Annotated in this window: 27 protein-coding genes; 15 read left to right on the top strand and 12 right to left on the bottom strand. The window is 63.3% G+C overall.

The window, feature by feature from the left end; all coding sequences use genetic code 11:
- Positions 1-72 precede the first annotated feature (72 nt).
- The 4 genes from ACR0NY_RS03965 to ACR0NY_RS03950 form a co-directional block, all read right to left on the bottom strand.
- Complete coding sequence (locus tag ACR0NY_RS03965) at positions 73-1,044, bottom strand: beta-ketoacyl-ACP synthase III (RefSeq protein ID WP_093962315.1); 972 nt, start codon at positions 1,042-1,044, stop codon at positions 73-75.
- Positions 1,045-1,067: 23 nt separating this feature from the next.
- Positions 1,068-2,153 (bottom strand): phosphate acyltransferase PlsX, encoded by a 1,086-nt coding sequence (gene plsX, locus ACR0NY_RS03960; RefSeq protein ID WP_170368587.1) that lies wholly within the window; start codon positions 2,151-2,153, stop codon positions 1,068-1,070.
- Positions 2,154-2,177: 24 nt separating this feature from the next.
- Entirely contained in the window at positions 2,178-2,384 is a 207-nt protein-coding gene (gene rpmF / locus ACR0NY_RS03955; protein ID WP_093962313.1) for a 50S ribosomal protein L32, read from the bottom strand.
- A 205-nt stretch (positions 2,385-2,589) separates the two neighbouring features.
- A complete protein-coding gene (locus ACR0NY_RS03950; protein WP_170368586.1) occupies positions 2,590-3,126 on the bottom strand; it encodes a YceD family protein in 537 nt (178 codons plus the stop codon).
- An 83-nt stretch (positions 3,127-3,209) separates the two neighbouring features.
- Here ACR0NY_RS03950 and ACR0NY_RS03945 point away from each other — a divergent pair, with 83 nt between their 5' ends.
- The 3 genes from ACR0NY_RS03945 to ACR0NY_RS03935 all read left to right on the top strand — a co-directional run bounded on the left by ACR0NY_RS03945 (position 3,210) and on the right by ACR0NY_RS03935 (position 6,400).
- Complete coding sequence (locus ACR0NY_RS03945; RefSeq protein ID WP_093962985.1) at positions 3,210-3,683, top strand: outer membrane protein assembly factor BamE; 474 nt, start codon at positions 3,210-3,212, stop codon at positions 3,681-3,683.
- Positions 3,684-3,781: 98 nt separating this feature from the next.
- Entirely contained in the window at positions 3,782-4,522 is a 741-nt protein-coding gene (locus ACR0NY_RS03940; RefSeq protein WP_170368585.1) for a GNAT family N-acetyltransferase, read from the top strand.
- Between the two features lie 69 nt (positions 4,523-4,591).
- Positions 4,592-6,400, top strand: coding sequence for an ABC-F family ATP-binding cassette domain-containing protein (locus tag ACR0NY_RS03935; RefSeq protein WP_254432896.1), 1,809 nt, complete (start codon positions 4,592-4,594; stop codon positions 6,398-6,400).
- Between the two features lie 111 nt (positions 6,401-6,511).
- On the opposite strand, the gene ACR0NY_RS03930 is transcribed toward ACR0NY_RS03935, so the two are convergent.
- Both ACR0NY_RS03930 and ACR0NY_RS03925 read right to left on the bottom strand, forming a co-directional pair.
- Positions 6,512-7,267 carry a 3-hydroxyacyl-CoA dehydrogenase gene (locus tag ACR0NY_RS03930; protein ID WP_170338233.1) on the bottom strand — a complete coding sequence of 252 codons (756 nt, stop codon included), beginning with the start codon at positions 7,265-7,267 and terminating at the stop codon, positions 6,512-6,514.
- A 76-nt stretch (positions 7,268-7,343) separates the two neighbouring features.
- A complete protein-coding gene (locus tag ACR0NY_RS03925; RefSeq protein WP_170363296.1) occupies positions 7,344-8,294 on the bottom strand; it encodes a GlxA family transcriptional regulator in 951 nt (316 codons plus the stop codon).
- 112 nt (positions 8,295-8,406) lie between these two features.
- On the opposite strand from ACR0NY_RS03925, the gene ACR0NY_RS03920 reads away from it, so the two are divergent.
- Entirely contained in the window at positions 8,407-9,108 is a 702-nt protein-coding gene (locus tag ACR0NY_RS03920; RefSeq protein ID WP_170338237.1) for a GntR family transcriptional regulator, read from the top strand.
- Positions 9,109-9,154: 46 nt separating this feature from the next.
- On the opposite strand, the gene tyrS is transcribed toward ACR0NY_RS03920, so the two are convergent.
- A complete protein-coding gene (gene tyrS / locus ACR0NY_RS03915; protein WP_170338239.1) occupies positions 9,155-10,405 on the bottom strand; it encodes a tyrosine--tRNA ligase in 1,251 nt (416 codons plus the stop codon).
- 63 nt (positions 10,406-10,468) lie between these two features.
- Between tyrS and ACR0NY_RS03910 the strand changes: the two genes are divergently transcribed.
- From ACR0NY_RS03910 to ACR0NY_RS03900, 3 genes are all read left to right on the top strand, one after another.
- Positions 10,469-11,590 carry an anhydro-N-acetylmuramic acid kinase gene (locus ACR0NY_RS03910; RefSeq protein WP_170368584.1) on the top strand — a complete coding sequence of 374 codons (1,122 nt, stop codon included), beginning with the start codon at positions 10,469-10,471 and terminating at the stop codon, positions 11,588-11,590.
- 76 nt (positions 11,591-11,666) lie between these two features.
- Positions 11,667-12,179: an aggregation factor core gene (locus ACR0NY_RS03905; RefSeq protein WP_170338243.1), complete on the top strand. Its 513-nt coding sequence runs from the start codon at positions 11,667-11,669 to the stop codon at positions 12,177-12,179.
- A 29-nt stretch (positions 12,180-12,208) separates the two neighbouring features.
- The gene (locus ACR0NY_RS03900; protein WP_170368583.1) at positions 12,209-12,661 is read left to right on the top strand and encodes a TspO/MBR family protein; all 453 of its coding nucleotides are present in this window, start codon (positions 12,209-12,211) and stop codon (positions 12,659-12,661) included.
- 12 nt (positions 12,662-12,673) lie between these two features.
- Here ACR0NY_RS03900 and ACR0NY_RS03895 read toward each other — a convergent pair whose 3' ends face one another.
- Positions 12,674-14,215, bottom strand: a complete 1,542-nt coding sequence (locus ACR0NY_RS03895) for a phospholipase D family protein (RefSeq protein ID WP_170338246.1) — start codon at positions 14,213-14,215, stop codon at positions 12,674-12,676.
- Between the two features lie 90 nt (positions 14,216-14,305).
- On the bottom strand, positions 14,306-14,725 hold the full coding sequence (locus ACR0NY_RS03890) for a cupin domain-containing protein (protein WP_170338248.1): 420 nt from the start codon (positions 14,723-14,725) through the stop codon (positions 14,306-14,308).
- Positions 14,726-14,791: 66 nt separating this feature from the next.
- On the opposite strand from ACR0NY_RS03890, the gene ACR0NY_RS03885 reads away from it, so the two are divergent.
- The 7 genes from ACR0NY_RS03885 to ACR0NY_RS03855 all read left to right on the top strand — a co-directional run bounded on the left by ACR0NY_RS03885 (position 14,792) and on the right by ACR0NY_RS03855 (position 20,835).
- Positions 14,792-16,210, top strand: a complete 1,419-nt coding sequence (locus ACR0NY_RS03885; protein WP_170368582.1) for a protein adenylyltransferase SelO — start codon at positions 14,792-14,794, stop codon at positions 16,208-16,210.
- 86 nt (positions 16,211-16,296) lie between these two features.
- Positions 16,297-17,001, top strand: a complete 705-nt coding sequence (locus ACR0NY_RS03880; RefSeq protein WP_170338252.1) for an endonuclease/exonuclease/phosphatase family protein — start codon at positions 16,297-16,299, stop codon at positions 16,999-17,001.
- An 81-nt stretch (positions 17,002-17,082) separates the two neighbouring features.
- On the top strand, positions 17,083-17,496 hold the full coding sequence (locus ACR0NY_RS03875) for a Fur family transcriptional regulator (RefSeq protein WP_093962302.1): 414 nt from the start codon (positions 17,083-17,085) through the stop codon (positions 17,494-17,496).
- A 148-nt stretch (positions 17,497-17,644) separates the two neighbouring features.
- Entirely contained in the window at positions 17,645-18,529 is an 885-nt protein-coding gene (locus tag ACR0NY_RS03870; RefSeq protein ID WP_170338254.1) for a DMT family transporter, read from the top strand.
- A gap of 135 nt (positions 18,530-18,664) precedes the next feature.
- Positions 18,665-19,942, top strand: coding sequence for a phosphopyruvate hydratase (eno, locus tag ACR0NY_RS03865; protein WP_170338256.1), 1,278 nt, complete (start codon positions 18,665-18,667; stop codon positions 19,940-19,942).
- Positions 19,943-19,987: 45 nt separating this feature from the next.
- Positions 19,988-20,530, top strand: a complete 543-nt coding sequence (locus tag ACR0NY_RS03860) for a GNAT family N-acetyltransferase (protein ID WP_170368581.1) — start codon at positions 19,988-19,990, stop codon at positions 20,528-20,530.
- Between the two features lie 134 nt (positions 20,531-20,664).
- Positions 20,665-20,835 (top strand): hypothetical protein, encoded by a 171-nt coding sequence (locus ACR0NY_RS03855; RefSeq protein WP_170338259.1) that lies wholly within the window; start codon positions 20,665-20,667, stop codon positions 20,833-20,835.
- Here the strand turns inward: ACR0NY_RS03855 and ACR0NY_RS03850 are convergent.
- From ACR0NY_RS03850 to mazG, 3 genes are all read right to left on the bottom strand, one after another.
- Positions 20,832-21,281, bottom strand: a complete 450-nt coding sequence (locus ACR0NY_RS03850; protein ID WP_170338261.1) for a GNAT family N-acetyltransferase — start codon at positions 21,279-21,281, stop codon at positions 20,832-20,834. The two genes, ACR0NY_RS03855 and ACR0NY_RS03850, sit on opposite strands and share 4 nt — an antisense overlap.
- On the bottom strand, positions 21,278-22,219 hold the full coding sequence (locus ACR0NY_RS03845) for a nucleoside hydrolase (protein WP_170368580.1): 942 nt from the start codon (positions 22,217-22,219) through the stop codon (positions 21,278-21,280). The genes ACR0NY_RS03850 and ACR0NY_RS03845 overlap by 4 nt, the downstream gene beginning before the upstream one ends.
- A 61-nt stretch (positions 22,220-22,280) precedes the next feature.
- Positions 22,281-23,138, bottom strand: a complete 858-nt coding sequence (gene mazG / locus ACR0NY_RS03840; RefSeq protein ID WP_170368579.1) for a nucleoside triphosphate pyrophosphohydrolase — start codon at positions 23,136-23,138, stop codon at positions 22,281-22,283.
- A gap of 66 nt (positions 23,139-23,204) precedes the next feature.
- Between mazG and ACR0NY_RS03835 the strand changes: the two genes are divergently transcribed.
- Positions 23,205-24,368, top strand: coding sequence for a M20 aminoacylase family protein (locus ACR0NY_RS03835; RefSeq protein WP_170368578.1), 1,164 nt, complete (start codon positions 23,205-23,207; stop codon positions 24,366-24,368).
- The last annotated feature ends 14 nt before the right edge of the window (positions 24,369-24,382 follow it).

The following is a 24,382-nucleotide window of genomic DNA, read 5'->3' as shown; positions in this document are numbered from 1 at the left end:
GCATAGGGGTAGCGCAAATTCGCTGTCAATATCAATGAATTGCGGGCGGCTGTGTAAGCCGGATTGCGCCGGTTACCAGCGCAGGACCACCGAGCCCCATGCCAAACCGCCGCCAATCGCCTCGGTCACGATCAAATCACCTTGCTTGATCTGGCCCCGTTCCTTGCCCACCGACAGGGCCAGGGGAATCGAGGCGGCCGATGTGTTTCCGTGGTCCTGAACGGTCACCACAACGTGATCCATGGGCAGGCCCATCTTCTTTGCGGTGCCCTGAATGATGCGGATATTGGCCTGATGCGGCACGATCCAGTCGACGTCCTGGCTGTTCAGTCCGGCGCGTTCCAGGGCAGTTTCTGCCGTGGCGGTGAGCTTTTCGACCGCATGGCGGAACACCTGGTTGCCCTGCATCCGAAGATGGCCTGTCGATTGCGTCGACACCCCGCCGTCCACGTACAGAAGGTCCTTGTAACGTCCGTCCGAATGCAGATCCGTGGACAGGATACCCCGATCATCGCTTGTTCCGGCACCGTCCTGCGCCTCGAGCACGAGGGCACCGGCCCCATCCCCGAACAACACGCAAGTCGATCTGTCGGTCCAGTCCATGATCCGCGAAAAAGTTTCAGCGCCGATCACCAGCACCCGCTTGGCCTGACCCGAAAGGATCAGGGCGTTGGCGTTGCTCAGCGCAAACACGAAACCGGCGCAGACGGCCTGAACATCAAAGGCAAACCCCCGGGTCATGCCCAGATTGGCTTGAACCATGGTTGCGGCCGACGGGAACGTCAGATCCGCGGTCGAGGTCGCCAGTACGATTGCGTCAATGTCATCAGCTGTAAGGCCGGCGTCCTGCAAAGCGGCTTTGGCCGCATAGGTTGCCAGATCGGACGTGGTTTCATCTTCGGCCGCAAAGTGCCGACGTTCGATACCGGAACGGGTGCGAATCCATTCATCGGTCGTATCAAGCGTCTTTTCGAATTCGGAGTTCGGAACCACCCGCTTGGGCAGGTAATGCCCGACACCTACAACGACTGAACGGCCTGCCATCTGGGGTACTGCCTTCTTTGTTCTTATTTGGTCTGCAGCGCAGATTGCGCTGCATCTTGTTCAAGCTCAGCCGTGGATGCAACCCGTGCTGCCAATTTTTCCGCAAAGCCGGACTTGGCCAGGGTGAAAGCCAGCTTGATCGCGGCAGACACGCCGGTGGCGTCGGCGCCTCCGTGGGATTTGATGACAGTGCCGTTCAGGCCAAGAAAGACCCCGCCGTTGACGCGGCGCGGGTCGATGCGTTTCTTCAATCGCTGCAGAGAGGTGATGGCCAGAACCGAGGCCAGGCGAGATAGGGGCGAATACTTGAAGGCCTCGCGGAGCAGGTCACCGATCAGGCTGGCCGTGCCTTCTCCGGTCTTGATGGCGACGTTTCCGGTAAACCCATCCGTAACAATGACATCCGCCTTGTCGCCTGGAATGTCGCTGCCTTCCACGAAGCCCACGAAATCAAAGTTTGCCTGATCCGCGAATTCGGTGATCAGGGCATGGGCTTCCTTGAGTTCGGCGCGGCCCTTGTGCTCTTCGGTGCCGACGTTCAGCAGCCCGATACGCGGGCGGGTCAGTTCCATGCCGTTGCGCGCATAAGAAGCGCCCATCAGCGCAAACTGCAGCAGATCCTTGGCGTCGGCCCGCACATCCGCGCCCACGTCCAGCATGACGTTGAAACCCTGAGGGTTGCGGGATGGCCACAGAATCGCGATGGCGGGGCGGTTCACCCCGGGCAGTTTGCGCAGCCGCATCATCGACAGCGCCATCAGCGCACCGGTATTGCCGCAGGATACGGCACCATGGGCCTCGCCCTGACGCACCGATTCCAGCGCCGACCACATCGAGGTGTTCTTGCCGCTGCGCACCACTTGGCTGGGCTTGTCCTGCATCGTGACCACGTCGGAGCAATCACGAAAAACGACGCGTCCGTCGAGGACGCGCCGTTTCGATACAAGCTTGCTCAGCACATCTTCCGGGCCGTGCAGAAGAAATCCGATCTCGGGGTTCTTCTTTGCTGACTTCGCGATTCCAGCCACGACCACGCCGGGACCTGAATCCCCGCCCATTGCGTCAACCGAGATGATGATCTTTCCGGTCTGCGTGGGCTGCGCTGTCATGCCAGAACCTGCGTTCAATCAGGCTTAGGCCGCGTCTTCGTCCAGGTCGATGTCGTCGGCCTGAGCGACGACTTCACGATCGTCATAGTGGCCGCAGGCTGCGCAAACGTGGTGCGGGCGCTTCAGCTCGCCGCAGTTCGCGCATTCGTTCGGGTTTGCAGCAACCAGAGCGTCGTGTGCGCGGCGGTTGTTGCGACGCGACTTGGAAACTTTGTTCTGTTGGACGGCCATGGTCTCAACCTTTGTCTACTAAGGGCCAGCAGATTCGCTGCAGGCCGGGTTTCATTCTTCGTTTTCTCGTGGTGTGACGTGCGTTTAGGGAACAAGCCCCGCGATGTCCAACCCAAATTCCGATGAGCGCGCGAAAATACTGCGATTCTCGACATGTTCAAGCGATTTTTCTGAGCGCCTGCTATGACAGGAAATCGATCCCCTGTCACTCGTCTTTTTTCAGTGCGTCACGCAGGGACGCCAGCCCGGCAAAGGGTTTGGCATCCTCGTCGGTCATCGCCTGTTTGCCCGGTTCGGTATAGTTCGCGTCGCCCAAATGTGCACCGTCTTTCCGGGGGTATTGGGGCAACGCAAGGGACAATGCTTCGCGCATCACCTGGTCCAGATCGATTTCCGGGCCCAAGGCTTCGGTCTCGTCATCTTCGGGCATTTCGAACTCGGGTTCGTCCGGTTCGGACCAATTGGCCATGAAAACGCGCCGCACCGGGGCCTCGATCCGGGTCGTGACCGGGTCCAGCGTCACCACGCAGGGCTGAATGACGGTCGCGCCCAGCTTGGCGGTTAACACCCAATCACGCTTGCCCTGCGCGCGCAGCTCGCCGACAAAACTCAGCTTGCGCAGCCCGAGCAGGCCCAACGCATCACGAATTTCCTCGAGTTGCCGAGAAGGGGGGCGCAATTCGAACGCGGTCGGGCCGTTTTGAGGCAGATCGGCGACGCGCAATGTTGAGAGGTCGGACATTGTGACCCTTTCCTGTGTTGAACCGGGGCATGGGTTTCTATAATCGGATAGAAGCCGCAAGGGACCAAGGCAAGAGGGTGAACATGTTGAAAGTACTGAACAGGCTGAAACCGGCGTCCAGGGCGGTTGCCTGCACGCTTGTTCTGGCCACCGCTGTTGCCTGTACCCCGGTCTACAAGAAGCACGGCTATATCCCCACCCCGGAAGAGCTGGCCGAGATCAAGGTTGGCGTCGATACCCGCGACACGGTTCTGGAAAAGGCTGGCGCGCCCAGCTCGTCAGGTGTGTTGAAGGATTCGGGTTTCTACTATGTGGCGTCGCGCGTTCGCCACTATGGCCCCAAACGCCCCGAGGTCGTCTCGCGCGAATTGGTGGCGATCAGCTTTGACCAGCGTGGCGTCGTCCGCAATATCGAAAAATTCGGTCTCGAAGACGGCTATGTCATCGTGCTGGATCGCCGTGTGACGGACTCCAGTGTTCAGGACAAAGGCTTCCTGCGGCAGCTGCTGGGCAACATCGGCCAATTCAGCCCGTCGAACATCCCGGGGGCCAGCTAATTTCCGGCCGCCGGTTGAAAGCTTCACACGGCGGTCACACTATTGGTGCATGGGATCAGGCAGATCGCAATCGGTGAGAAACCGTGGAGGATGCGACCATGGCCGATGATATTTTGTTGGACAAAGGCCGCTTCCGCGCGCGCCTGGCGCGGTGTCCCGAGGACGTGCGGGCGGCCCAGAATCTTCGTACTCTTGCATTCCGAACAGCCGAGACGGATCGGGACGACTTCGACGTTACCTGCGCCCATGTTCTGGTCGAGGATTCGCAGGCAGGTGGCCAGTTGGTCTGCTGTTTTCGGATGCTGGTCATGGACAGCGGCAGCGAAATCAGCCGCAGTTATTCGGCACAGTTCTATGACCTTTCCGCTTTGCAGAGCTTTGATAGGCGCATGGTGGAAATGGGGCGGTTCTGCATCCATCCGGATTGGACGGACCCCGATATCCTGAGAGTAGCCTGGGGCGCGATGACGGCCTTCGTCGACCGCAACGGGATCCAGTTGCTGTTCGGATGCTCGTCCTTCGCAGGAACCGAGACTGCGGAATACCTGGATGCCTTCGCGATGCTCAAACATCGCCACCTTGCGCCCAAACGCTGGTTGCCGCGGGTCAAGGCGCCGGACGTGTTCCGCTTTGCCGCGCGGCTGCGGCGGCGCCCGGATGCCAGAAAGGCCATGCTGCGAATGCCGCCGTTGCTGCGTACTTATCTTATGATGGGCGGCTGGGTCAGCGATCATGCGGTGGTAGACCGCCAGCTGAACACGCTGCATGTCTTCACCGGTGTCGAGATCGGCGCGATTCCCGCGGCGCGGAAACGCCTCTTGCGGATGATCGCGGGCTGAAGCCGCGCTGCTGGCAAAAGGTGAGGTTGGGGCGTTGACGCCCAATGCCTGCCGGTTTAGCTGGCGCTTATGGCACGTATTCCTTTGTTGCAAATGTCCGGTATCTCGCTGACCTTCGGGGGCGAGCCGGTGTTTTCCGACCTTGACCTGGTGGTTCAGCCCGGCGACCGCGTTGCGCTGGTCGGGCGGAACGGCTCGGGCAAATCCACCCTGATGAAGGTCATGGCCGGTCTGGTCGAACCGGACCGGGGCGACATTGTGGTGCCGCCCGGCAAATCCGTGGGTTACATGGAGCAGGACCCGACGATGGAGGGCTTTGCCACGCTGGGCGATTATGCGGCCAGCGGGCTGGAACCCGGCGAGCTGTACAAGGTGGAACGGGCCGGGGAAGGGCTGAAATTCGACCCCTCGCGCGCGGTTCAGACTGCCTCGGGCGGGGAACGGCGCCGCGCGGCGCTGGCCAAGCTGATGGCCGAGGCCCCCGATTTGATGCTGCTGGACGAGCCGACCAACCATCTGGACATCGAGGCCATCGGTTGGCTCGAACGTGAACTGGGCGCGACGCGGGCGGCTTTTGTCCTGATCTCGCATGACCGCGCATTCCTGCGGGCGCTGACCCGGGCGACATTGTGGATCGACCGCGGTGTGGTCCGCCGACAGGAGCAGGGGTTCGAGGCCTTCGAGGCCTGGCGCGACAAGATCTGGGAAGAGGAAGACCAGCAACGCCACAAGCTGGACCGGCTGATCAAGTCCGAGGCGCGTTGGGCGGTCGAGGGGATCAGCGCCCGCCGCAAGCGCAACCAGGGCCGGGTGCGGGCGTTGCAGGCCCTGCGGGCCGAACGCGCGGCGCAGATCAAGCGTCAGGGGTCGGCGGCCATGTCCTTGGAGACCGGTCCGAAATCCGGGCGCAAGGTGATCGAGGCGCGCGGCATCAGCAAGGCGTTCGACGGCAAGCCTATCGTGCGTAACCTGGACCTGCTGGTGCAGCGCGGCGATCGGGTGGCCTTTGTCGGGCCGAATGGTGTGGGCAAGACGACGGTTCTGAAGATGCTGCTGGGCGAAGTGGAGCCGGACGAGGGGGCGGTGACGCTGGGCACCAACCTCGAAATCGCGGTTTTCGACCAGACCCGCGCGCAGCTGGACCCCGAGATGACCCTGTGGGACAGCCTGACCGGCGACCCCGAGATGCGCGTCTCGGGCAAGGCCGATCAGGTGATGGTGCGCGGCCAGCCCAAGCATGTGGTCGGCTACCTCAAGGAGTTCCTGTTCGACGAACGGCAGGCAAGAGCGGCCGTCAAGTCCTTGTCGGGCGGCGAAAAAGCGCGGTTGCTGCTGGCCAAGCTGATGGCGAAACCGTCGAACCTGCTGGTGTTGGACGAACCGACCAACGACCTAGATATCGAGACGCTGGACCTGTTGCAGGAGTTGCTGGACGACTATGACGGCACCGTGCTGCTGGTCAGTCACGACCGGGATTTCCTGGATCGCGTGGCGACCACCACGATCGCGATGGAGGGCAACGGCCGCGCGACCGTCTATGCGGGCGGCTGGTCGGACTATGTCGCGCAGCGCGGCGATCTGGTCGAGAAAAAGCCTGAGAAAACAAAAGAGAACAAGCCGAAGGTCAAGCAAGAATCCAAGCCGAAAACCGGCCTGTCCTTTTCCGAAAAGCACCGGCTCGAGAAACTGCCCGCCGAGATCGCGCGGCTGGAAGCCGAGATCGCCAAGCTGGAGGAACTGATGTCGGACCCCGAGCTATTCACCCGCGAGCCGGTGAAATTCCAGAAGGCGACCGAAGCCCTTGTCGAGCGGCAGGAGAAGCTGGCCGCCGCCGAGGAGGAATGGCTGGAACTGGAAGAAAAGGCCGAGGCGGGCTGAGCCAATTCGTCTGTTTTGTACCGGCCCCGGGACGGAGGTCTTCCGTTTTGTACGAAACGAAAATGGCCGGCCCGGACGAAGATCGACCGGGCCGGAAATCGTCAGTGAGGGTCAGCGCATCCGCAGGGCGCCGTCGATGCGGATGACTTCGCCGTTCAGATAGCCCATCTCGACGATGAATCCGGCCAGCCGGCCATATTCGCGCGGGTCGCCCAGGCGGGCGGGGTTGGGCACGTCGGCGGCCAGCTGCTGCTGCACCTCTTCGGGTAGGCCGGCGAGCATCGGCGTCATGAAGATGCCGGGCGCGATGGTCATCACCCGGATCCCGGTCGAGGCCAGGTCGCGCGCCATCGGCAGCGTCATGCCCACAACACCGCCCTTGGACGCCGCATAGGCCGCCTGACCCTTTTGCCCGTCAAACGCGGCAATCGAGGCGGTGTTGATGATCACACCGCGCGCGCCATCCGACTCGGGGTCATTCTTGGCCATTTCGACGGCGGCCAGACGCGACACGTTGAAGGTGCCCACCAGGTTGATGTCGATGGTGCGCTGGAAGGCGTCCAGTGGGTGCGGGCCGTCCTTGCCGACGGTCTTGATGCCATAGGCGATGCCGGCACAGTTCACGCAGGCGGTGATCTTGCCCATCTTTTCCATCGCCAGCGCAATGGCCGCAGCCACCGAGTTCTCGTCCGTCACGTCGGTCTGGGCGAAATGTCCGCCGATCTCGGTCGCGACCTGCGCGCCACGCTCGGCATCGCGGTCGAGGATGGTGACCTGCGCGCCATTCTCGGCAAAGTAACGTGCGGTGGCCTCTCCGAGGCCCGAGGCGCCGCCGGTGATGACGGCGGCGGTGGTGGACAATTGCATGGCGGGCTCCTCCCCAGTGATCTGAACGTTCGTTCAAATAATCCGAGATGGCCCGTCCTGTCCAGTCGGCAGTGACTCAGTCCAGCCGGCTGCGCTGCTGCATCGGGGTGACGCCAAAGGCGGCGCGGTACACGCGTGAGAAATGGCCGGGGCTTTCGAAGCCGCAGGCAAAGGCTACGTCGGTGACCGAGGATTCGGTCTGCAACAACAGGTTGCGCGCGCGGTCCAGCCGCAGTTCCATGAAGTATTTCTTGGGCGAGGCGTTGAGGTATTTGCCGAAGAGCCGTTCCAGCTGGCGGGTCGAGATGCCGATCTGTTCGGCGATCACCGCCGGCGAGATCGGGTCGTTGATGCGGTCGGCCATGATCTGGATCGCCTTGGCCAGATGCGCGTTGCGCATGCCGTTGCGCGATTGCAGCGACACACGCTGATCGGCGGTCGCGTTGCGCACGGCGTTATAAACCATCTGGTCGGCGACCGCGATCGACAGGTCCTGCCCGTGGTCGCGCTCGATCAGGTGCAGCATCAGGTCGGCCGTCGCCGTGCCGCCCGAGGCGGTCATGTGCTTTTCATCAGCCACGAAGACGCTGCGCACCAGGTTCACGTCCGGGAAAGCTTCCATGAAGGCGTCGTGATATTCCCAATGGATTGCCGCCTGCATCCCGTTCAGGAACCCGGCCTCGGCCAGCAGCCACGCGCCCGAACACAGCGCCCCGATGGCCGTTCCGCGCGCCCGTTCGCGGCGCAGCGCGGCCAGCAGGGGGCGGCTGACGTGATCGCGCATGTGGATGCCTGACAAAACGAAGATCTGGTCGCATTTCGGCAGGTCCGTCAGCCCGCCATGCACCAGCGTTACGGACCCGTTCGAACACACCGCCTGCGCGCCGTCCTCCGAGGCGAAGGACCAGCGGTACAGCTCCTCGCCGCTGACCCAGTTGGCGATGCGCAGCGGTTCGACCGCGCAGGAGAAGGCCAGGTGCGAGAACTCGGGAACGAGGATGAAACAGAAATGTTGCGGGCGGGTCATGCGCTTAGTCTATCACGGGCGGTCAGGCTGATTGTGTACAAGTTGCATTTTATCGGGCAAGAGCAGGGGCGACATCCTGGGTGTCGCGATTCGACCAAAGCGAAGGTTGGGGATGAAAGACGACACGAAAAGCCGCAAGGCGGCGCTGGCCGCGCATCTGAAGGCGGCGGTGATGACGCTGAAACTGCGCCCCGGCGATGACCTAGACGAGGCGCAGCTGTCCGAGGCGTTCGGCCTGTCGCGCACGCCCCTGCGCGAAGTGTTCCGGCATCTGGCCGGGCTGGGTTATCTTGAACTGCGTGAAAACCGGGGCGCGCGGGTGGCGCAGATGTCCTATGCCACGCTGCGCGATTTCTTCCTGGTGGCGCCGATGATCTATGGCGCGGTGCTGCGGCTGGCAGCGCAGAACGCGACAGGTGACCAGATCGACCGGTTGAAGGCGGCGCAGGCGGCGTTTCGGGAAACGCTGCGGGCGGGCTCGGCCGAAGATCGCGCGCTGGCCAACAACCAGTTCCACGAGATCACCGGCGAGATGGCGGCGAATGTCTACCTGCTGCCGTCGTTTCAGCGCCTGCTGATCGACCATGCGCGTATCGGCATGACCTTCTACCGCCCGGATCAGGCGGGGATGGGTGAAAGCCTGGATCTGGCCTGCGACCAGCATGACGCCATCATCGCCGCGATCGAGGCGCGCGACGAGGCGGCGGCGGGGCAGCTGGCGGCCGATCACTGGGCGCTGTCGCGCGATCAGATCGAACTGTTCGTGACGCCGGCCGGTCTGGACCTGCCGCTGGGCTCGGTCGAACGCGGATAGAAAAACGGCCGCCCGAAGGCGGCCGTCGTGTTCGGGGTCAGGCGGTTCAGCCCAGCTGCACCAGCGCGTGCCGTTTCTTGCCGGCGCTCAGCTTGATGGGCGAGGACAGGGCCGCCGCGTCGATCATCAGCCCGGCATCGGTCAGCGGTGCGTCGTCCAGACGGGCGCCGTTTTCCGAAATCAGGCGCTTGGCCTCCTTGCCCGATTTCGCCAGGCCAGACTTCACGATCAGCTGCACGACCGATATGCCATCGCCCAGATCTTCGGCGGTCAGGGTCAGGGTGGGCAGGTCGCCGCCCACGCCGCCCTTTTCGAACACCTCGCGCGCGGTGGCCTCGGCCTTGGCCGCGGCCTCGGAACCGTGCAGCAGGGTCGTGACCTCGTTGGCCAGACGGATCTTGGCCTCGTTGATTTCGGACCCCTGCAGCGCGCCCATGCGGTCGCATTCGTCCACCGGAAGTTCGGTGAAGATCTTCAGGAAGCGGCCCACGTCGGCGTCAGTAGTGTTGCGCCAGAACTGCCAGAACTCGTAAGGCGACAGCATGTCGCCGTTCAGCCAGATGGCGCCGCCCTGGCTTTTGCCCATCTTGCGCCCGTCGCTGGTGGTCAGCAGGGGCGTGGTCAGGCCATAGATCTCATGATCCAGCACTCGGCGCGTCAGGTCGATGCCGTTGACGATGTTGCCCCACTGGTCAGATCCACCCATCTGCAGGATGCAGCTGTAACGACGGTTCAGTTCCAGAAAGTCATAGGCCTGCAGGATCATGTAGTTGAACTCGAGGAACGACAGGGATTGTTCCCGGTCCAGCCGCGATTTCACCGATTCAAAGGACAGCATCCGGTTGACCGAAAAATGGCGCCCGATGTCCCGCAGGAAATCGAGATAGTTCAGATCGTCCAGCCATTCGGCATTGTTCAGCATCAGCGCGCCGGTGTCGCTGTCGTCATAGGACAGGTACTTGTCGAACACCTTCTGCATGCCGGCGATGTTGGCGTCGATCTGCTCGGGGCCCAGCAAGGGGCGTTCGTCCGAGCGGAACGAGGGATCGCCCACCTTGGTGGTGCCGCCCCCCATCAGGGTGATCGGCTTGTGCCCCAGCTTCTGGAACCAGCGCAGCACCATGATGTTCATCAGATGCCCGACATGCAGGGACTGGGCGGTGGCGTCATACCCGATATAGGCTGTCTGCACCCCGCTTGTCAGAGCATCGTCAAGGCCCTGATAATCGGTGCAATCGGCCAGAAAGCCGCGCTCGATCATCGTGGCGATGAAATCCGATTTGGGGTGATACGTCATGTCTTGCCTCGGGGTTGAATTGCGGGGCACGTTATAGGCGGCGAACGAGGGAAGGAAAAGGCCATGAATAAGGCCCGAGGCAAAGTTGGGCCAGTGCGGGCACTGGGGGCCATGTCGGGCACCTCGCTCGATGGGGTCGATGCGGCGGTGGTGGAAACCGACGGGCGGCAGATCCTGCGGTTCGGCGACAGTGCCTACCGGCCCTATACCGAGGACGAGCGCAAGCTGCTGCGCGCCGCGCTTGGCAAATGGAGCGGACCCGAGGTGCACGCCGCCGAAGATCTGGTGACCCGCGCCCATGCCGAGCTGCTGTCGGAATTCGAGGACGTGGAACTGATCGGCTTTCACGGCCAGACCCTTGCGCATGAGCCGCGCGGCAAGGGCACGTTGCAGGTAGGCGATGGCGAGGGGCTGGCGGTTGCGCTGGGTGTGCCCGTGGTCTGGGATTTCCGCAGTGATGACGTGGCCATGGGCGGCGAGGGCGCGCCGCTGGCGCCGTTTTTCCACTTTGCCTGCGCCAAGTATGTCGGGGCCCCGGCGCCCTTGTGCTTTCTGAACCTGGGCGGTGTCGGCAACCTGACCTATGTGGACCCGTCCTTTGACGGACCCGAGGCGCCAGGTGCGCTGTTGGCCTTTGACACCGGCCCGGCCAATGCGCCGATCGACGACCTGGTGCAGGCGCGTCTGGGCCTGCCGATGGACCGCGACGGCGCGCTGGCCCGGCAGGGAACGGTCGAGACCGGAGCGCTGGAGCTGTTTCTGGCCGAGCCGTATTTCAACCGTCTGCCGCCCAAATCGCTGGACCGCAACGATTTCGCCGAAATGATCGGCCTGGTGAAGGAATTGAGTGACGCCGACGCCGTCGCCACCCTGACTGGCATGAGCGCCGCCGGGGTGGTGCAGGGGATGGAGCATTGCCCCAAACCGCCCGCGCGGGTGCTGGTCACCGGCGGCGGGCGCAGGAACCCGGTCTTGATGGAGATGCTGCGCGTGGCGATGGACTGCCCGGTCGATCCGGTCGAGGCCGTAGGTCTGGATGGCGACATGCTTGAGGCGCAGGCCTTTGCCTATCTGGCGGTGCGCGTGGCGCGGGGGATGCCGACCTCTTGCCCCGGCACCACCGGTGTCAAGGCGTTGGTCGGCGGGGGCACGGTCAGCCGGGTGTCGCAGGGCGCACCGCGCTGAAACGCGGCGAAAAATGATCCTGCCAAGGCGCTCGGGCGTAATTGTAGCAGTAGCCACAACAATGCCGGAGATGAAGATGATCGGTTCCCTTGTCAAAAATGCGGCCGGTTGTGCCGCCGCGTTCATGCTCGCAGTGCCTGCCATGGCCGACGTGCAGGTTGAGTTCGTCGAGGGAGCGCCAAAGGACCGCTTCGTTCTTCGCAACGCCAGCGATTGCAGCCTGTCTGCTGCAACGGTGCGTCTGGATTTGTCCTCGTCGCAGGGCGGGCTGATCTTTGATGTCACCGGTGCGGGGGCAGGGGTTGAAGTATTTCAGCCCTTTGAAATGGTTTCGGGGTCCGAGTTTCTGAACGGGTTGCCTCAGGTTCAGGACGGGCAGTCAATGGTCGATCTGGACATCCGTGCCATGCCGCCCGGTGCGGAAATCGCCTTTACGATCGACGTGGATGACACGGGCGGCGGACGCGAGATCACCGTGTCGGGGGCCGAGATTCAGGGCGCGACGGTCTCTCTGGAAGGCGCGCAAAACCCGCCGCGTGGCGTCTTTTCCTCGGCGGCCCGCGCGGCTATACCGGTAGGGACCTGCTGAGCGGCAGTGCACCTGCGGATGGAACCGGCATGACCAAGACCCTGACACGTATCGCATTTCTGGTTCTGGTAATGGGAGGCGGCATACTGATCGGCACTCTGACGGGGCCGGGGGAGTGGTATGCAAACCTGAACAAATCGGTCTTCAACCCGCCGGGCTGGGTGTTCGGCCCGGTCTGGACGGTTCTGTACGTGCTGATCGCGATGGCGGGATGGCGGCAGTTCGAACGCGACCGGGGATCGCCCGCGATGCGCCTGTGGTGGGCGCAGCTGGGCCTGAACTTCTTGTGGTCGCCCGCATTCTTCGTGCTGCACCAGCCTTGGCTGGCATTGGTAGTGATCCTGGCGCTGCTGGTGGTGATTGTTCTGTTCATCAAACACGTCCGCCCGGTGGATCGCGTTTCGGCATGGGCGTTCGTGCCCTATTTGGCATGGGTGGCGTTTGCGACTGTTCTGAACCTGTCGATCGCGGTCCTGAACTGACGCCAGCGGTGGTCAGAGCATCCACTCGACCGGCAGCCACCTGACGACGGCGGCAAGGCCGCGCTGGAACCGAGAGGTGTTCGGGTCGGTCTCAAAGGTCGTGGTCGTCCCGTCCTTGGTCTGCTGAACCCAGACCAGCCCACCGTCATCGTCCATCTCGACGCGATAGGCAAATTCCGGCTTGTCCAGTTGCCGGGCAAGATCTGTCGCGATCGTGGGGCTCTCGATCAGCAGGCCCATCTCGGTGTTCAGCCGGGCCGAACGCGGGTCCAGATTGTATGAGCCGATGAAGATCCTTTTGCCATCCGAGCCAAACACCTTTGCATGCAGGCCCGACGCGGAACCTGCAAGAATCTCGGGCAGGCTGCGTTCCTTGTGCTCGTCGCGCAACGCGCGCAGCTCCAGCAACTGAACCCCGCTTGCCAGCAGGTCGTCGCGATAGGCCATGTAAGCGGCATGAACCGGCATCACATCGGTCGCATCCAGTGAATTGGTCAGGACCCGGACTTTTACCCCGGATGACGCCAACCGCTCAAGCAACTCGGCCCCGCGGGGACCGGGAATGAAATAGGCCGAGACCAGATCGAGCGATATCTCAGAGCTTTCGGCAAAGGCGATGAGACGCTCGACCATGAGGTTCTCGTCCTCCACCTGGCCAAGCCCCTTGGCCGGGTCATCGACAAAAAGTTCGACCGCGCTCCATTCGAACGGCAGATCGCGGGCGGCGATGCGGTCGGCCAGTTCATTGTCGCGGATCGCCTTTTGGTATCCGGCCCCGGCCGCGGTCTGACGCGCGGCCTCGGCCAGCGCTTTCAGGCTTGGGTCGGTTGCATCGGGCAGGAACAACGCGGCATCATAGGCCGAGCCGCTGTTCCAAAAGGCATCGAACGACTCGGCTACCTCGTCCACGATCGGACCGATCGCGATGGTATCGACATCCAGATAGTGCGTCCCGGCCCCATAGTCGAAGTAGATGTCGCCGATGTTTCGGCCCCCGACAATCGTGGCCACGCCGTCCACCGTCATGGACTTGTTGTGCATGCGGCGGTTCAACCTTCCGAAATCGAACAGATAGGACAGCAGCTTGGGATTGCGCAGCGTGAACGGGTTGAAGATGCGGACATGGGCCGTTGGCATGGCATCCAGTTCAGCCAGAAGCGGGTCCAGCCCCGAGATGCCGTTGTCATCGACCAGGAGGCGCACGCGCACGCCTCGCTCTGCCGCCGCACGCAATTCGTCCAGCAGCATCAGGCCGGTCACGTCATCCTGCCAGATATAGTATTGGGCATCGATGGACGAGACCGCCTCACGCGCGAGAACGGCGCGTGCGGCAAATGCGGTATGCCCCTGACCGAGGGGGCGGACGCCATCCAGCCCGGGATTGCGCTGCATCGCCGGCTCGATGGCTTGGCCCAGCGGACCAGTCCAATCCGTCGGCTGCCGGTATGTCTGCTCCGAGAAATTGGTCTCGGGCAGCGGAAAGGCCAACCGCAGCCCAAGCACGACCAAGCCGAGGATTACGGCCACGGTCACCAAAGTCTTGATCAGCCGCATCGCGCCCTCGTCCTTGCCCAATCATACACAAGCGAACCTTGCCGCATCGGGCAGGGCAAGTTCAAGCATGGTTCAGCAAGGACTGAAGGTTTAGCCTCTGGGAATGTCGAACTCCGGAGGCGCCAGTTCGAACCCGTCGAACTGGAACCCCGGCGAGACGGTACAGCTGACCAACGTGTAGTCCCCAGTGCTGCGGGCGGCCTGCCAATGTCCGGCGGGTACGATGACCTGCGGCGTACCTTCGCTCAGGTCAGGGGACAGCATGTGATCGCTTGCAGGCCCGGTATCGGTTTCGCTGATCGACAGGATCAGCGGCGCGCCGGCGTGAAACAGCCAGATCTCGGTCGCATCGACCCGGTGCCAGTGGCTGGCCTCGCCCTGTTTCAGCAGGAAATAGATGCAGGTCGCGGTGGGGCGGCCGTTGTTGTCCGCGCGCCAGGTCTCGGCATACCAGCCGCCTTCGGGGTGGGGCTGCAGTTGCAGGTGGTCGATGATCTGGTCGGCGGTCATGGCGAGCCTTTCACGGCGATGGGATTTGGTGCTGGCAATACTGCGCACAGATCATATGTTTGCGCCATGACCCTGACGATCCCCTTCGACAATTCCTATGCCCGGCTGCCCGGCGCCTTTTATGCGCGCCAGTCGCCCGAACCCGTGCGCGCGCCACGGCTGTTGGCTTTCAATGATGATCTGGCGCGGGTGCTGGGCATTTCGCCCGGCGACGCGCAGGACATGGCCGAGGTTTTTGCAGGCAATACCCTGCCTGACGGGGCCGAGCCGCTGGCGCAGCTGTATTCCGGCCACCAGTTCGGCAACTACAACCCGCAGCTGGGCGACGGGCGCGCGGTGCTGCTGGGCGAGGTTGTGGGCACGGACGGGATCCGCCGCGACATTCAGCTCAAGGGCTCGGGGCGCACGCCGTTCTCGCGGCAGGGCGACGGGCGGGCCTGGCTGGGGCCGGTTCTGCGTGAATATGTCGTGTCCGAGGCGATGCACGCGCTGGGCATTCCCACCACACGCGCTTTGGCGGCGGTGGAAACCGGTGAGGTCGTGCTGCGCGAAGGCCCGATGCCCGGCGCGGTGCTGACCCGCGTGGCGCAGAGCCATCTGCGGGTGGGTACGTTCCAGGTATTCGCCGCACGCGGCCAGATCGCCGATCTACGGCGGCTGACGGATTATGCCATTGAACGCCATTACCCGGACGCCGTCGGGCCGATGGGCCTGCTGCGCGCCGTGCGTGACGCGCAGGCCGCGTTGATCGCGCAATGGATGGCGGTGGGTTTCATCCACGGGGTGATGAACACCGACAACTGCGCCATTTCGGGCGAAACCATCGACTATGGCCCCTGCGCCTTCATGGACGGCTATCATCCGAACACCGTCTACAGTTCGATCGACCGGATGGGGCGCTATGCCTATTCCAACCAGCCCGAGATTGCGGTGTGGAACCTTGCACAGCTTGCGACGGCGCTGATCCAGCAGATCGAGGACAAGCAGGCCGCCGTGGAAGAGGCGACCGAGATCGTACATGCCATGCCCGAATTGATGCAGCAGCACTGGCTGCGGCGGTTCCGGGCCAAGATCGGCCTGACCACCGAGGAGGATGGCGACCTTGCACTGATCTCGGACCTGCTGACGCGGATGGCGCAGAATCAGGCCGATTTCACCAATACCTTCCGCGCGCTGGGCAGCGATGCGGCGCGGGACCAGTTCACCGATCCGGCGGCCTTTGACGGCTGGGCCGAGGGGTGGCGCGCGCGACTGACGCGCGAGGCGGACCCGGCCGCGGTGATGCTCGCGGCCAACCCGGCCTTTATCCCGCGCAACCACCGGGTCGAGCAGATGATCCAGGCTGCCGTTCAGGGCGACTATGCCCCGTTCCACCGGCTGAACGCGGTGCTGGCCCGGCCCTATGACGACCAGCCCGACGCCGCCGATCTGAGGCGCCCGCCCACGCAGGACGAGGTGGTGCATGCCACCTTTTGCGGCACCTGAGCGGGTTTCGGCATCTGTGCTGAACTATCGGCTTGCGTCCGGGCGCGATCCTGCGAATCCTGACGGGGTACAACCGTAGAAAACCGATGACCACTTTGCCCAAGCTGCGCCTTGCCAGCTACAACATCCAGAAATGCGTCGGACTGGATCTGCGACGCCAGCCGCAGCGCATCCTGCAGGTGCTGGACCGGCTGGGCGCCGATATCGTGGTGCTGCAAGAGGCCGACAAACGCCTGCCGCCGCGCCCGGCGGCGCTTCCGCATTTCATGCTGGACGAGGCCGGGTGGAAGATCGTCGATCTGGGCGGTGCGGGCAGTCTGGGCTGGCATGGCAACGCGGTGATCTGGCGGGGAGACCACATCCGGGTGCGCCGCGCCGCGCATCACGATCTGCCGGGGCTGGAGCCGCGCGGAGCGGTCCGGGTCGAATTCGACACGCATATCGGGCCTTTGCGGGTGATGGGGATGCATCTGGGGCTGTTCTCGGCGTGGCGCCGCCAGCAGATCATCCACCTGCGGCAGGACGGCCGCGCGCTGGACCGGATGCCTACCGTCTGGGCTGGGGATTTCAACGAATGGTCACGCCAACCGATTCTTGACCGTCTGGCTCCCGACATGCGGTTCCTGCCGCCTGTGCCCAGCTTTCCCGCCGCGCAGCCTCTGGGCGCGCTGGACCGGATCGCGCTGGGCGGTGGGCTCGAGGCGCTGGCCCACGGCGTGCACGGGGAACGGCCCGCGCATATCGCCTCGGACCACCTGCCGGTCTGGGCCGATCTGCGGCTGGCGGGCTAAGGCGCAGCGGGCGCAAATCACAGTGGCGAAATCTGCGCGGACGTACTAAGACAGAAACCCGAACGGATTCTGGGGGATGACATGGCGGACACGATCATCGCGCGTTGCGAAGCCAAAGGCCTGCGCATGACCGGCCAGCGTCGAACCATCGCACAGGTACTGCAGGACAGTGATGATCATCCCGATGTCGAGGAACTGTACGCACGCGCCTCGGCGCTGGATGCGGGCATTTCGATCGCAACCGTCTATCGCACCGTCAAACTTTTCGAAGAGGCCGGCATTCTCGAACGGCTGGAATTCGGCGACGGGCGTGCGCGCTATGAGGACGCCGAGCGCGACCACCACGATCACCTGATCGACATGAACTCGGGCGAGGTGATTGAATTCGTGGACCCCGAGATCGAAGCCCTGCAGGAAAAGATCGCCTCGAAGCTGGGCTATCGCCTGAAAGGTCATCGGCTGGAGTTGTACGGAGTTCCGCTGGACAAGGACTGATCCGGCCGGGACACATCACCAAAAGCGATTGGTCATCTAAAATCTATTCATGGTTCCAAGCCCTCTTCGCGCTTGCCACGGCGGCGCGATCCGGGTCTTCTGAGTTGCGACGCGGCAATTAGGCCGTACGAAATCAATAGGCAATGACATGAACAACGCGAACGGCATCCTGCTGGTCATCGGCGCTATGGCCGCCTTCACGCTTGAGGACATGTTCATCAAGCATCTGTCGGTCACCGTGCCGACCGGTCAGGTCATGATCGTGCTGGGGCTGTTCTGCGCGCTTGTCTTTGCCGCCATGGCCATCGTGACACGCAAACCGATCTTTGACTCGGCAGCCTGGCAACCGCTGTTCGTGATCCGCGCGTGCACCGAGGCGGTCGGGGCGCTGAGTTTTGTCACCGCCTTGTCCTTGGTCGACCTGTCGACCGTTGCGGCCGTGTTCCAAGCGATGCCGCTGGTGGTCACGATGGGGGCCGCTCTCTTCCTGCGCGAGCAGGTCGGCTGGCGCCGTTGGAGCGCAATCGGCGTTGGGTTCATCGGCGTTCTGATGATCATCCGCCCCGGTCTGGACGGGTTTCGGCCCGAGGCTCTGTTCGTGGTGGCCAGCGTCATCGCCATTGCCGCGCGGGACCTGATCACCCGCCGGCTGGACGCGCGCGTGGCCTCGGCCGTGGTGGCGTTGCAGGCCTATGCGGCGGTCGCCATTGCCGGCGGCGTGCTGATGCTGACCTCGGCGCAGCCTCTGGCGCCGCTGCAGATGGGGCAGATCGGACCCTATTTCGGTGCCGTTGGTTTTGGTGTTCTAGGCTATCTGGGGATCGTGACCGCAATGCGCGTGGGCGAGGCCTCGGCCCTGACGCCGTTCCGCTATACGCGGCTGCTGTTTTCGATCTTGGCAGGGATGTGGATGTTCGGCGAACGGCCGGACCTGATGACCATGATCGGCGCGTCGCTGATCATCGGGTCGGGCATGTACACGTTCATCCGCGAACGGCGCATCGCGCGGTCCATGGCCCCGGCGGTCTGCTGACCTGTTGGCGCAAACACGCCGCTGTTGGCGCTAAAGGCCAGAAAATATGCGTGTTAGCGATAACGGACCCGGTTTACTTTTCCCCGCGTGCTGGTATGAGGCATGCAACCGAACGCATTTTCAGGGACCGGTATCATGAGCACCATCATCGACATCCACGCACGCGAAATCCTGGACAGCCGGGGCAACCCCACCGTCGAGGTGGACGTGGTTCTGGAAGACGGCACCATGGGCCGGGCGGCCGTGCCTTCGGGCGCATCGACCGGCGCCTATGAGGCGGTTGAAAAGCGCGATGGCGACAAGTCCCGTTACATGGGCAAGGGCGTGCTTGAAGCCGTGGCCGCCGTGAATGGCGAGATCGCCGAAGAGCTGGTGGGCTTTGACGCGACCGAGCAGGTGGCGATCGACGCCGCGATGATCGAGCTGGACGGCACCCCCAACAAGGCCCGCCTGGGTGCGAACGCAATTCTGGGCGTCTCGCTGGCGGTGGCCAAGGCGGCCGCGGATTTCACCACCCAGCCGCTTTATCGCTACGTGGGTGGTACCTCGGCGCGCGTCCTGCCGGTGCCGATGATGAACATTATCAATGGCGGCGAACATGCCGACAACCCGATCGACATCCAGGAATTCATGATCATGCCCGTGGCCGCCAGCAACATCCGCGAGGCGGTGCGCATGGGTTCGGAAGTGTTCCACACCCTGAAAAAGGAACTGTCGGCCGCCGGGCTGGCCACCGGTGTCGGCGACGAGGGCGGGTTTGCCCCCAACATCGCCTCGACCCGAGAGGCGCTGGATTTCATCCTCAAGTCGATCGAGAAGGCGGGCTACAAGCCGGGCGACGAGATCTATCTGGCGCTGGACTGCGCCGCGACCGAATATTTCAAGGATGGCAAATACGTTCTGGCGGGCGAGGGCAAGACGCTCAGCAGCGACGAGAACGTGGCCTATCTGGCAGCCCTGGTGAACGACTATCCGATCATTTCGATCGAGGATGGCATGTCCGAGGATGACTGGGACGGCTGGAAGGCGCTGACCGACGAGCTGGGCGGCAAGGTGCAGCTGGTGGGTGACGACCTGTTCGTGACCAACCCGGCGCGCCTGGCCGAGGGGATCGAGAAAGGCTGCGCCAACTCGATGCTGGTCAAGGTGAACCAGATCGGTTCGCTGACCGAAACGCTGCGCGCCGTGGATATGGCGCACCGGGCCGGCTACACCAACGTGATGAGCCACCGCTCGGGCGAGACCGAGGACGCCACCATCGCCGATCTGGCCGTGGCGACCAACTGCGGTCAGATCAAGACCGGCTCGCTGGCGCGGTCGGACCGGCTGGCCAAGTACAACCAGCTGATCCGCATCGAGGAATCGCTGGGCGAGGTCGCGGAATACGCGGGGCGTTCGATCCTTCGCAAGTAAGCCGCAAGCTGCTAGGCTGCCCCCGACATTGGCCGGGGGTCCTTTATGCTGAGTATCGTTGAACCAAAAACGCCGGACCAGTTTGATGCTGTCCGGCGTTTGTGTTGGGATTATCACGCCTATCTGCTGACGCTGGATGAACGGTCGCGGCAGGTCGTGAACACGTTCTATCCACCCGAGAAATATGCGGCTGTTCTGTCCGCCATCGAGATCGAGCATATGCCGCCCAAGGGCGGGACCCGGCTGGCGATGCTGGACGGGCAGGCGGTGGGCTGCGGGATGTTCCAGACGATCGGTCCGGGTATCGCCGAGATCAAGCGCGTGTTCGTGACCGATGACGCTCGGGGCACTGGTGCGGGGTGTGCGATCATGCAGGCGCTGATCGCTCAGTGCCGCAAAGACGGGTTTGAGTTGATCCGGATGGACACCGGGAAACCGCTGGAGGCGGCGACTCGGCTGTATCTGTCTCTGGGGTTCAAGCTGCGCGATGCCTATTCGGATATACCCGAAATCGCCCAGGGTCAGCTGTTATTCTTCGAAATGTCGCTGACGGGTGACCCCGCTGAACCCAATGGAATTGCAGGGTAATCTCCCTTTAACCCGGAGTTCGGGGCAGGCAGGGAGAAAAAATGCAAACATAAATGTGATTATGTGTGAACTTGTTCCTACAAGTGCGACGTTGTCGGGCGTAGTGTGACGGTACAGCAGAAAAGGAGAACGTGATGTCCGCTTCAAGAATCCTTCTCGTTATTTCCGTGCTTTCCGTCGGGGTTCTGGCGGCCTGCGCAGGTCCTGACACTTACCCGATCACCGGCGAGCCGGTGTCGCAGAACGATCCGGTGCAAGAAATGTACTACAATCCCGGGCTGATCTTCCGCGGTGAATCACGCTAGAGCTTTTTGCTCATCAACATGTAACGGTCGCGCGGTTTGAAACCGGTCCGAAGGTAGAGTTTCTGCGCGGCCTCGTTGGTTCGATCCACTTCCAGATGCAGGGTCGTCAGGCCGGCCCCGGCCAGTGCTTTGGGCAAGTCCAATAGAACCTCGGTGGCAATTCCGCGGCCGCGAATGGCCGGCCGGATGTAGATTTCGTCCACGAACCCGTCCATCCCCCCGAACTCGACCGACCAACCAAAGGTCAGTATGATATAACCCAGCGGCGCGCGCGACGGGCCGATCAGATAGATACAGCCGTGCGGGATGCCTTCCAGCAGAGGCATCAGCGCATCGCGCCTTTGGTCGGGGTCCTGCTGGATCCCGGCCTCAGCGTGAAAGGCGGCGACCAGGCCCATCAGGCGATCAAGGTCCTCGGGGCGGGCAAGGCGCAGAGCGGCGCTCATAGCCGCGCCAGCCGTTCGGTCAGCAGGGCAAAGAACCCGTCGGCATCCACGTCGCCGATGAACAGCGCGTTGGGCGTGCGGTCGGTGACGCCCCACCAATCAGCGACGGTCATGCCGAGGGTGAGATCCGACTGGGTTTCGATCTCGACGTTGACGTGTCGGCCCGAGAACAGCTCGGGCCGGATCAGATAAGCGGTCACGCAGGGATCGTGCAGTGGTGCGCCTTCGCTGCCGTATTTTTCCTTGTCGAAACGTTCAAAGAAATCGGTCATTTCGGCGACGGCGATGCCGACCTTTGTGCCAAGGGCCCGGAACGCGTCGTTGCGCGGTTTGGTGACCAGCGCCTTGTGCGTCACGTCCAGCGGCATCACCACGATCGGAACACCGGATTTGAACACGATATCAGCGGCCTCGGGGTCGACATGGATGTTGAATTCAGCGGTGGGTGTGATGTTTCCGACTTCGAAGTAAGCGCCACCCATCAGCACGATTTCCTGCACGCGTTCAACAATGTCGGGCGCCTTCTGAAAGGCCGTGGCGATGTTGGTCAGCGGCCCCAGCGGGCAGAGGGTGACGGTGCCGGGATCCTGCGCGCGCAGCGTGTCGATAATGAAATCGACGCCATGCCCCTCGGCCAACGGCATCTGCGGGTCAGGCAGGACGGGGCCGTCCAGCCCTGTCTTGCCATGCACGTGCTCGGCGGTGATCAGCGGGCGTTTCAGCGGGCGATCGCAACCCGCATGGACCGGAATATCGGTGCGACCGGCCAGTTCGCAGACGATGCGCGCATTCTTGGCCGTCAGCTCCAGCGGCACGTTGCCGGCGACGGCGGTGATGCCCAGCACCTCGATTTCGTCGGGGCTGGCCAGCGCCAGCAGGATGGCGACGGCGTCGTCCTGTCCGGGGTCGGTGTCGATGATGATCTTGCGCGCGGTCATGGGGCCTCCGGGGTCTTGAAGGGCGGAGACTGTCAATCCGCGCGCCGCTTGTCCAGCGGTTTCAGGCCCCTGTTCCGGTGGCCACCGGCGGGAGTTTGCCATTTGCCCGGTGTTCTTCGGTTTTTACCGCGTCCCACAGGGCGTCCATCTCTTCCAGCGTGCTGTCTGACGGTGACTTGCCACGTGTGGCCAACCGGGATTCGACCTGTTCGAACCGGCGTGTGAACTTGGCGTTGGTGCGGCGCAGCGCGGCCTCGGGCTCGATGCCCAAATGGCGGCCGAGGTTGACGATCACGAACAGCAGGTCGCCAAATTCATCCTCAAGCGCGTCGGCGTCCCTCTGGTCGCGCGCCTCTGCCAGTTCGGCGGCCTCTTCTGTGATTTTGGCCAGCACATGGCTGACATCGGGCCAGTCGAAACCCACCCGCGCGGCGCGTTTCTGCAGCTTGTAGGCGCGCAGCAGGGCGGGCAGGTTCGCGGCCACGCCGTCCAGCGCACCTTTCTGCTCTTTGCCGGCGCGCTCGGCGGCCTTGATCGCCTCCCAGTCGCGGGTCTGTTGTTCGGCAGACTTGTCGCGGGATTCGTCGCCGAACACATGCGGGTGGCGGGCCACCATCTTGTCGGACATGGTGCGCACCACGTCCTGAAAGGTGAAATGCCCGGCCTCTTCGGCCATCTGCGCGTGAAAGACCGACTGGAACAGCAGGTCGCCCAGCTCGCCCCTGAGCTCGTCCCAGGCCTGCCGTTCGATGGCGTCGGCGACCTCGTAGGCCTCTTCGATCGTGTAGGGGGCGATGGTGGCGAAATCCTGTTCGATGTCCCACGGGCAGCCGGTGTCCGGGTCACGCAGGCGGCGCATGATTTCCAGCAGCCGCTCGATTCCGGCGTCAGTATCGTGGATCAGTGGATTTTCAGCCATTGCGAAGCCCCTTGTTCCGGTGTCAGATGCATCCATCCCGCAGCTTGGATCAGGAGTCCACCCCCGATGCCCGTCGTCAACCGAATTGCCGATTACGCCGCCGACATGGCCGAATGGCGCCAGCACCTGCACACGATCCCGGAACTGGAGTTGGACTGCCATCAGACCGCCGCCTTCGTGGCCGAACGGCTGCGCGAATTCGGCGTGGACGAGCTGCACGAAGGGATCGCCCAGACCGGGATCGTTGCGATCATCAACGGGCAGGGCGATGGCCCCACGATCGGGCTGCGCGCCGATATGGATGCGCTGCCGATCGTTGAAGAAACGGGTGTGGAATATGCCTCGAAGAATCCTGGCAAGATGCATGCCTGCGGGCATGACGGGCACACCACCATGCTGCTGGGCGCAGCGCGGTACCTGGCCGAGACGCGGAATTTCCGGGGCCGCGTGGCGTTGCTGTTCCAGCCCGCCGAGGAAGAGGGCGGCGGCGCCGATATCATGGTCAAAGAGGGTGTGATGGACCGGTTCGACATCGCTCAGGTCTATGCGCTGCACAATGCGCCGGGCTTTGCCGAGGGTGCTTTCTATACTACGCCCGGGCCGATCATGGCGGCGGTCGACACGTTCGACATCCACATTCAGGGCATCGGTGGCCATGGCGCCATGCCGCACGAGACGCGCGACCCGGTCATGGCCGCCTGCGGAATCGCACAAGCAATCCAGACCATCGTCAGCCGCAACCATTATGCGCTGGACGACCTGGTGATCTCGGTCACCCAGATCCACACCGGGACCGTGAACAACGTGATCCCCGACACCGCCTATCTGAACGGCACCGTCCGCACCTTCGATCCGGCGGTGCAGCAGATGGTGATGACCCGCCTTGAGGAAATCGTGCAGGGGCAGGCGGCGTCCTACGGCGTTACGGCGACATTGGATTATGTCGTCGGCTATCCGGCCACGGTCAACGATGCGGACAAGACCGGTTTCGCCGCCGAGGTGGCGCGCGAAGTGGCAGGCGCCGATCGGGTGATCGCAAATTCGGGCCGCGAGATGGGGGCCGAGGATTTCTCGTACATGCTGCAGGAACGCCCGGGCGCCTATCTGTTCCTGGGGCAGGGCGACGGGCCGGGGCTGCATCACCCCAAGTACAATTTCAACGACGAGATCGCACCGGTGGGTGCCTCGTTCTTTGCGCGCATCGTCGAAAAGGCGCAGCCGTTGACCTGACGGTCCGGTCAATA

The sequence above is a fragment of the Ruegeria sp. BJ5 genome (genome assembly GCF_056537865.1).
Note: the sequence above shows the minus strand (reverse complement) of the source record. Positions and strands in the feature narration are given on the sequence as shown.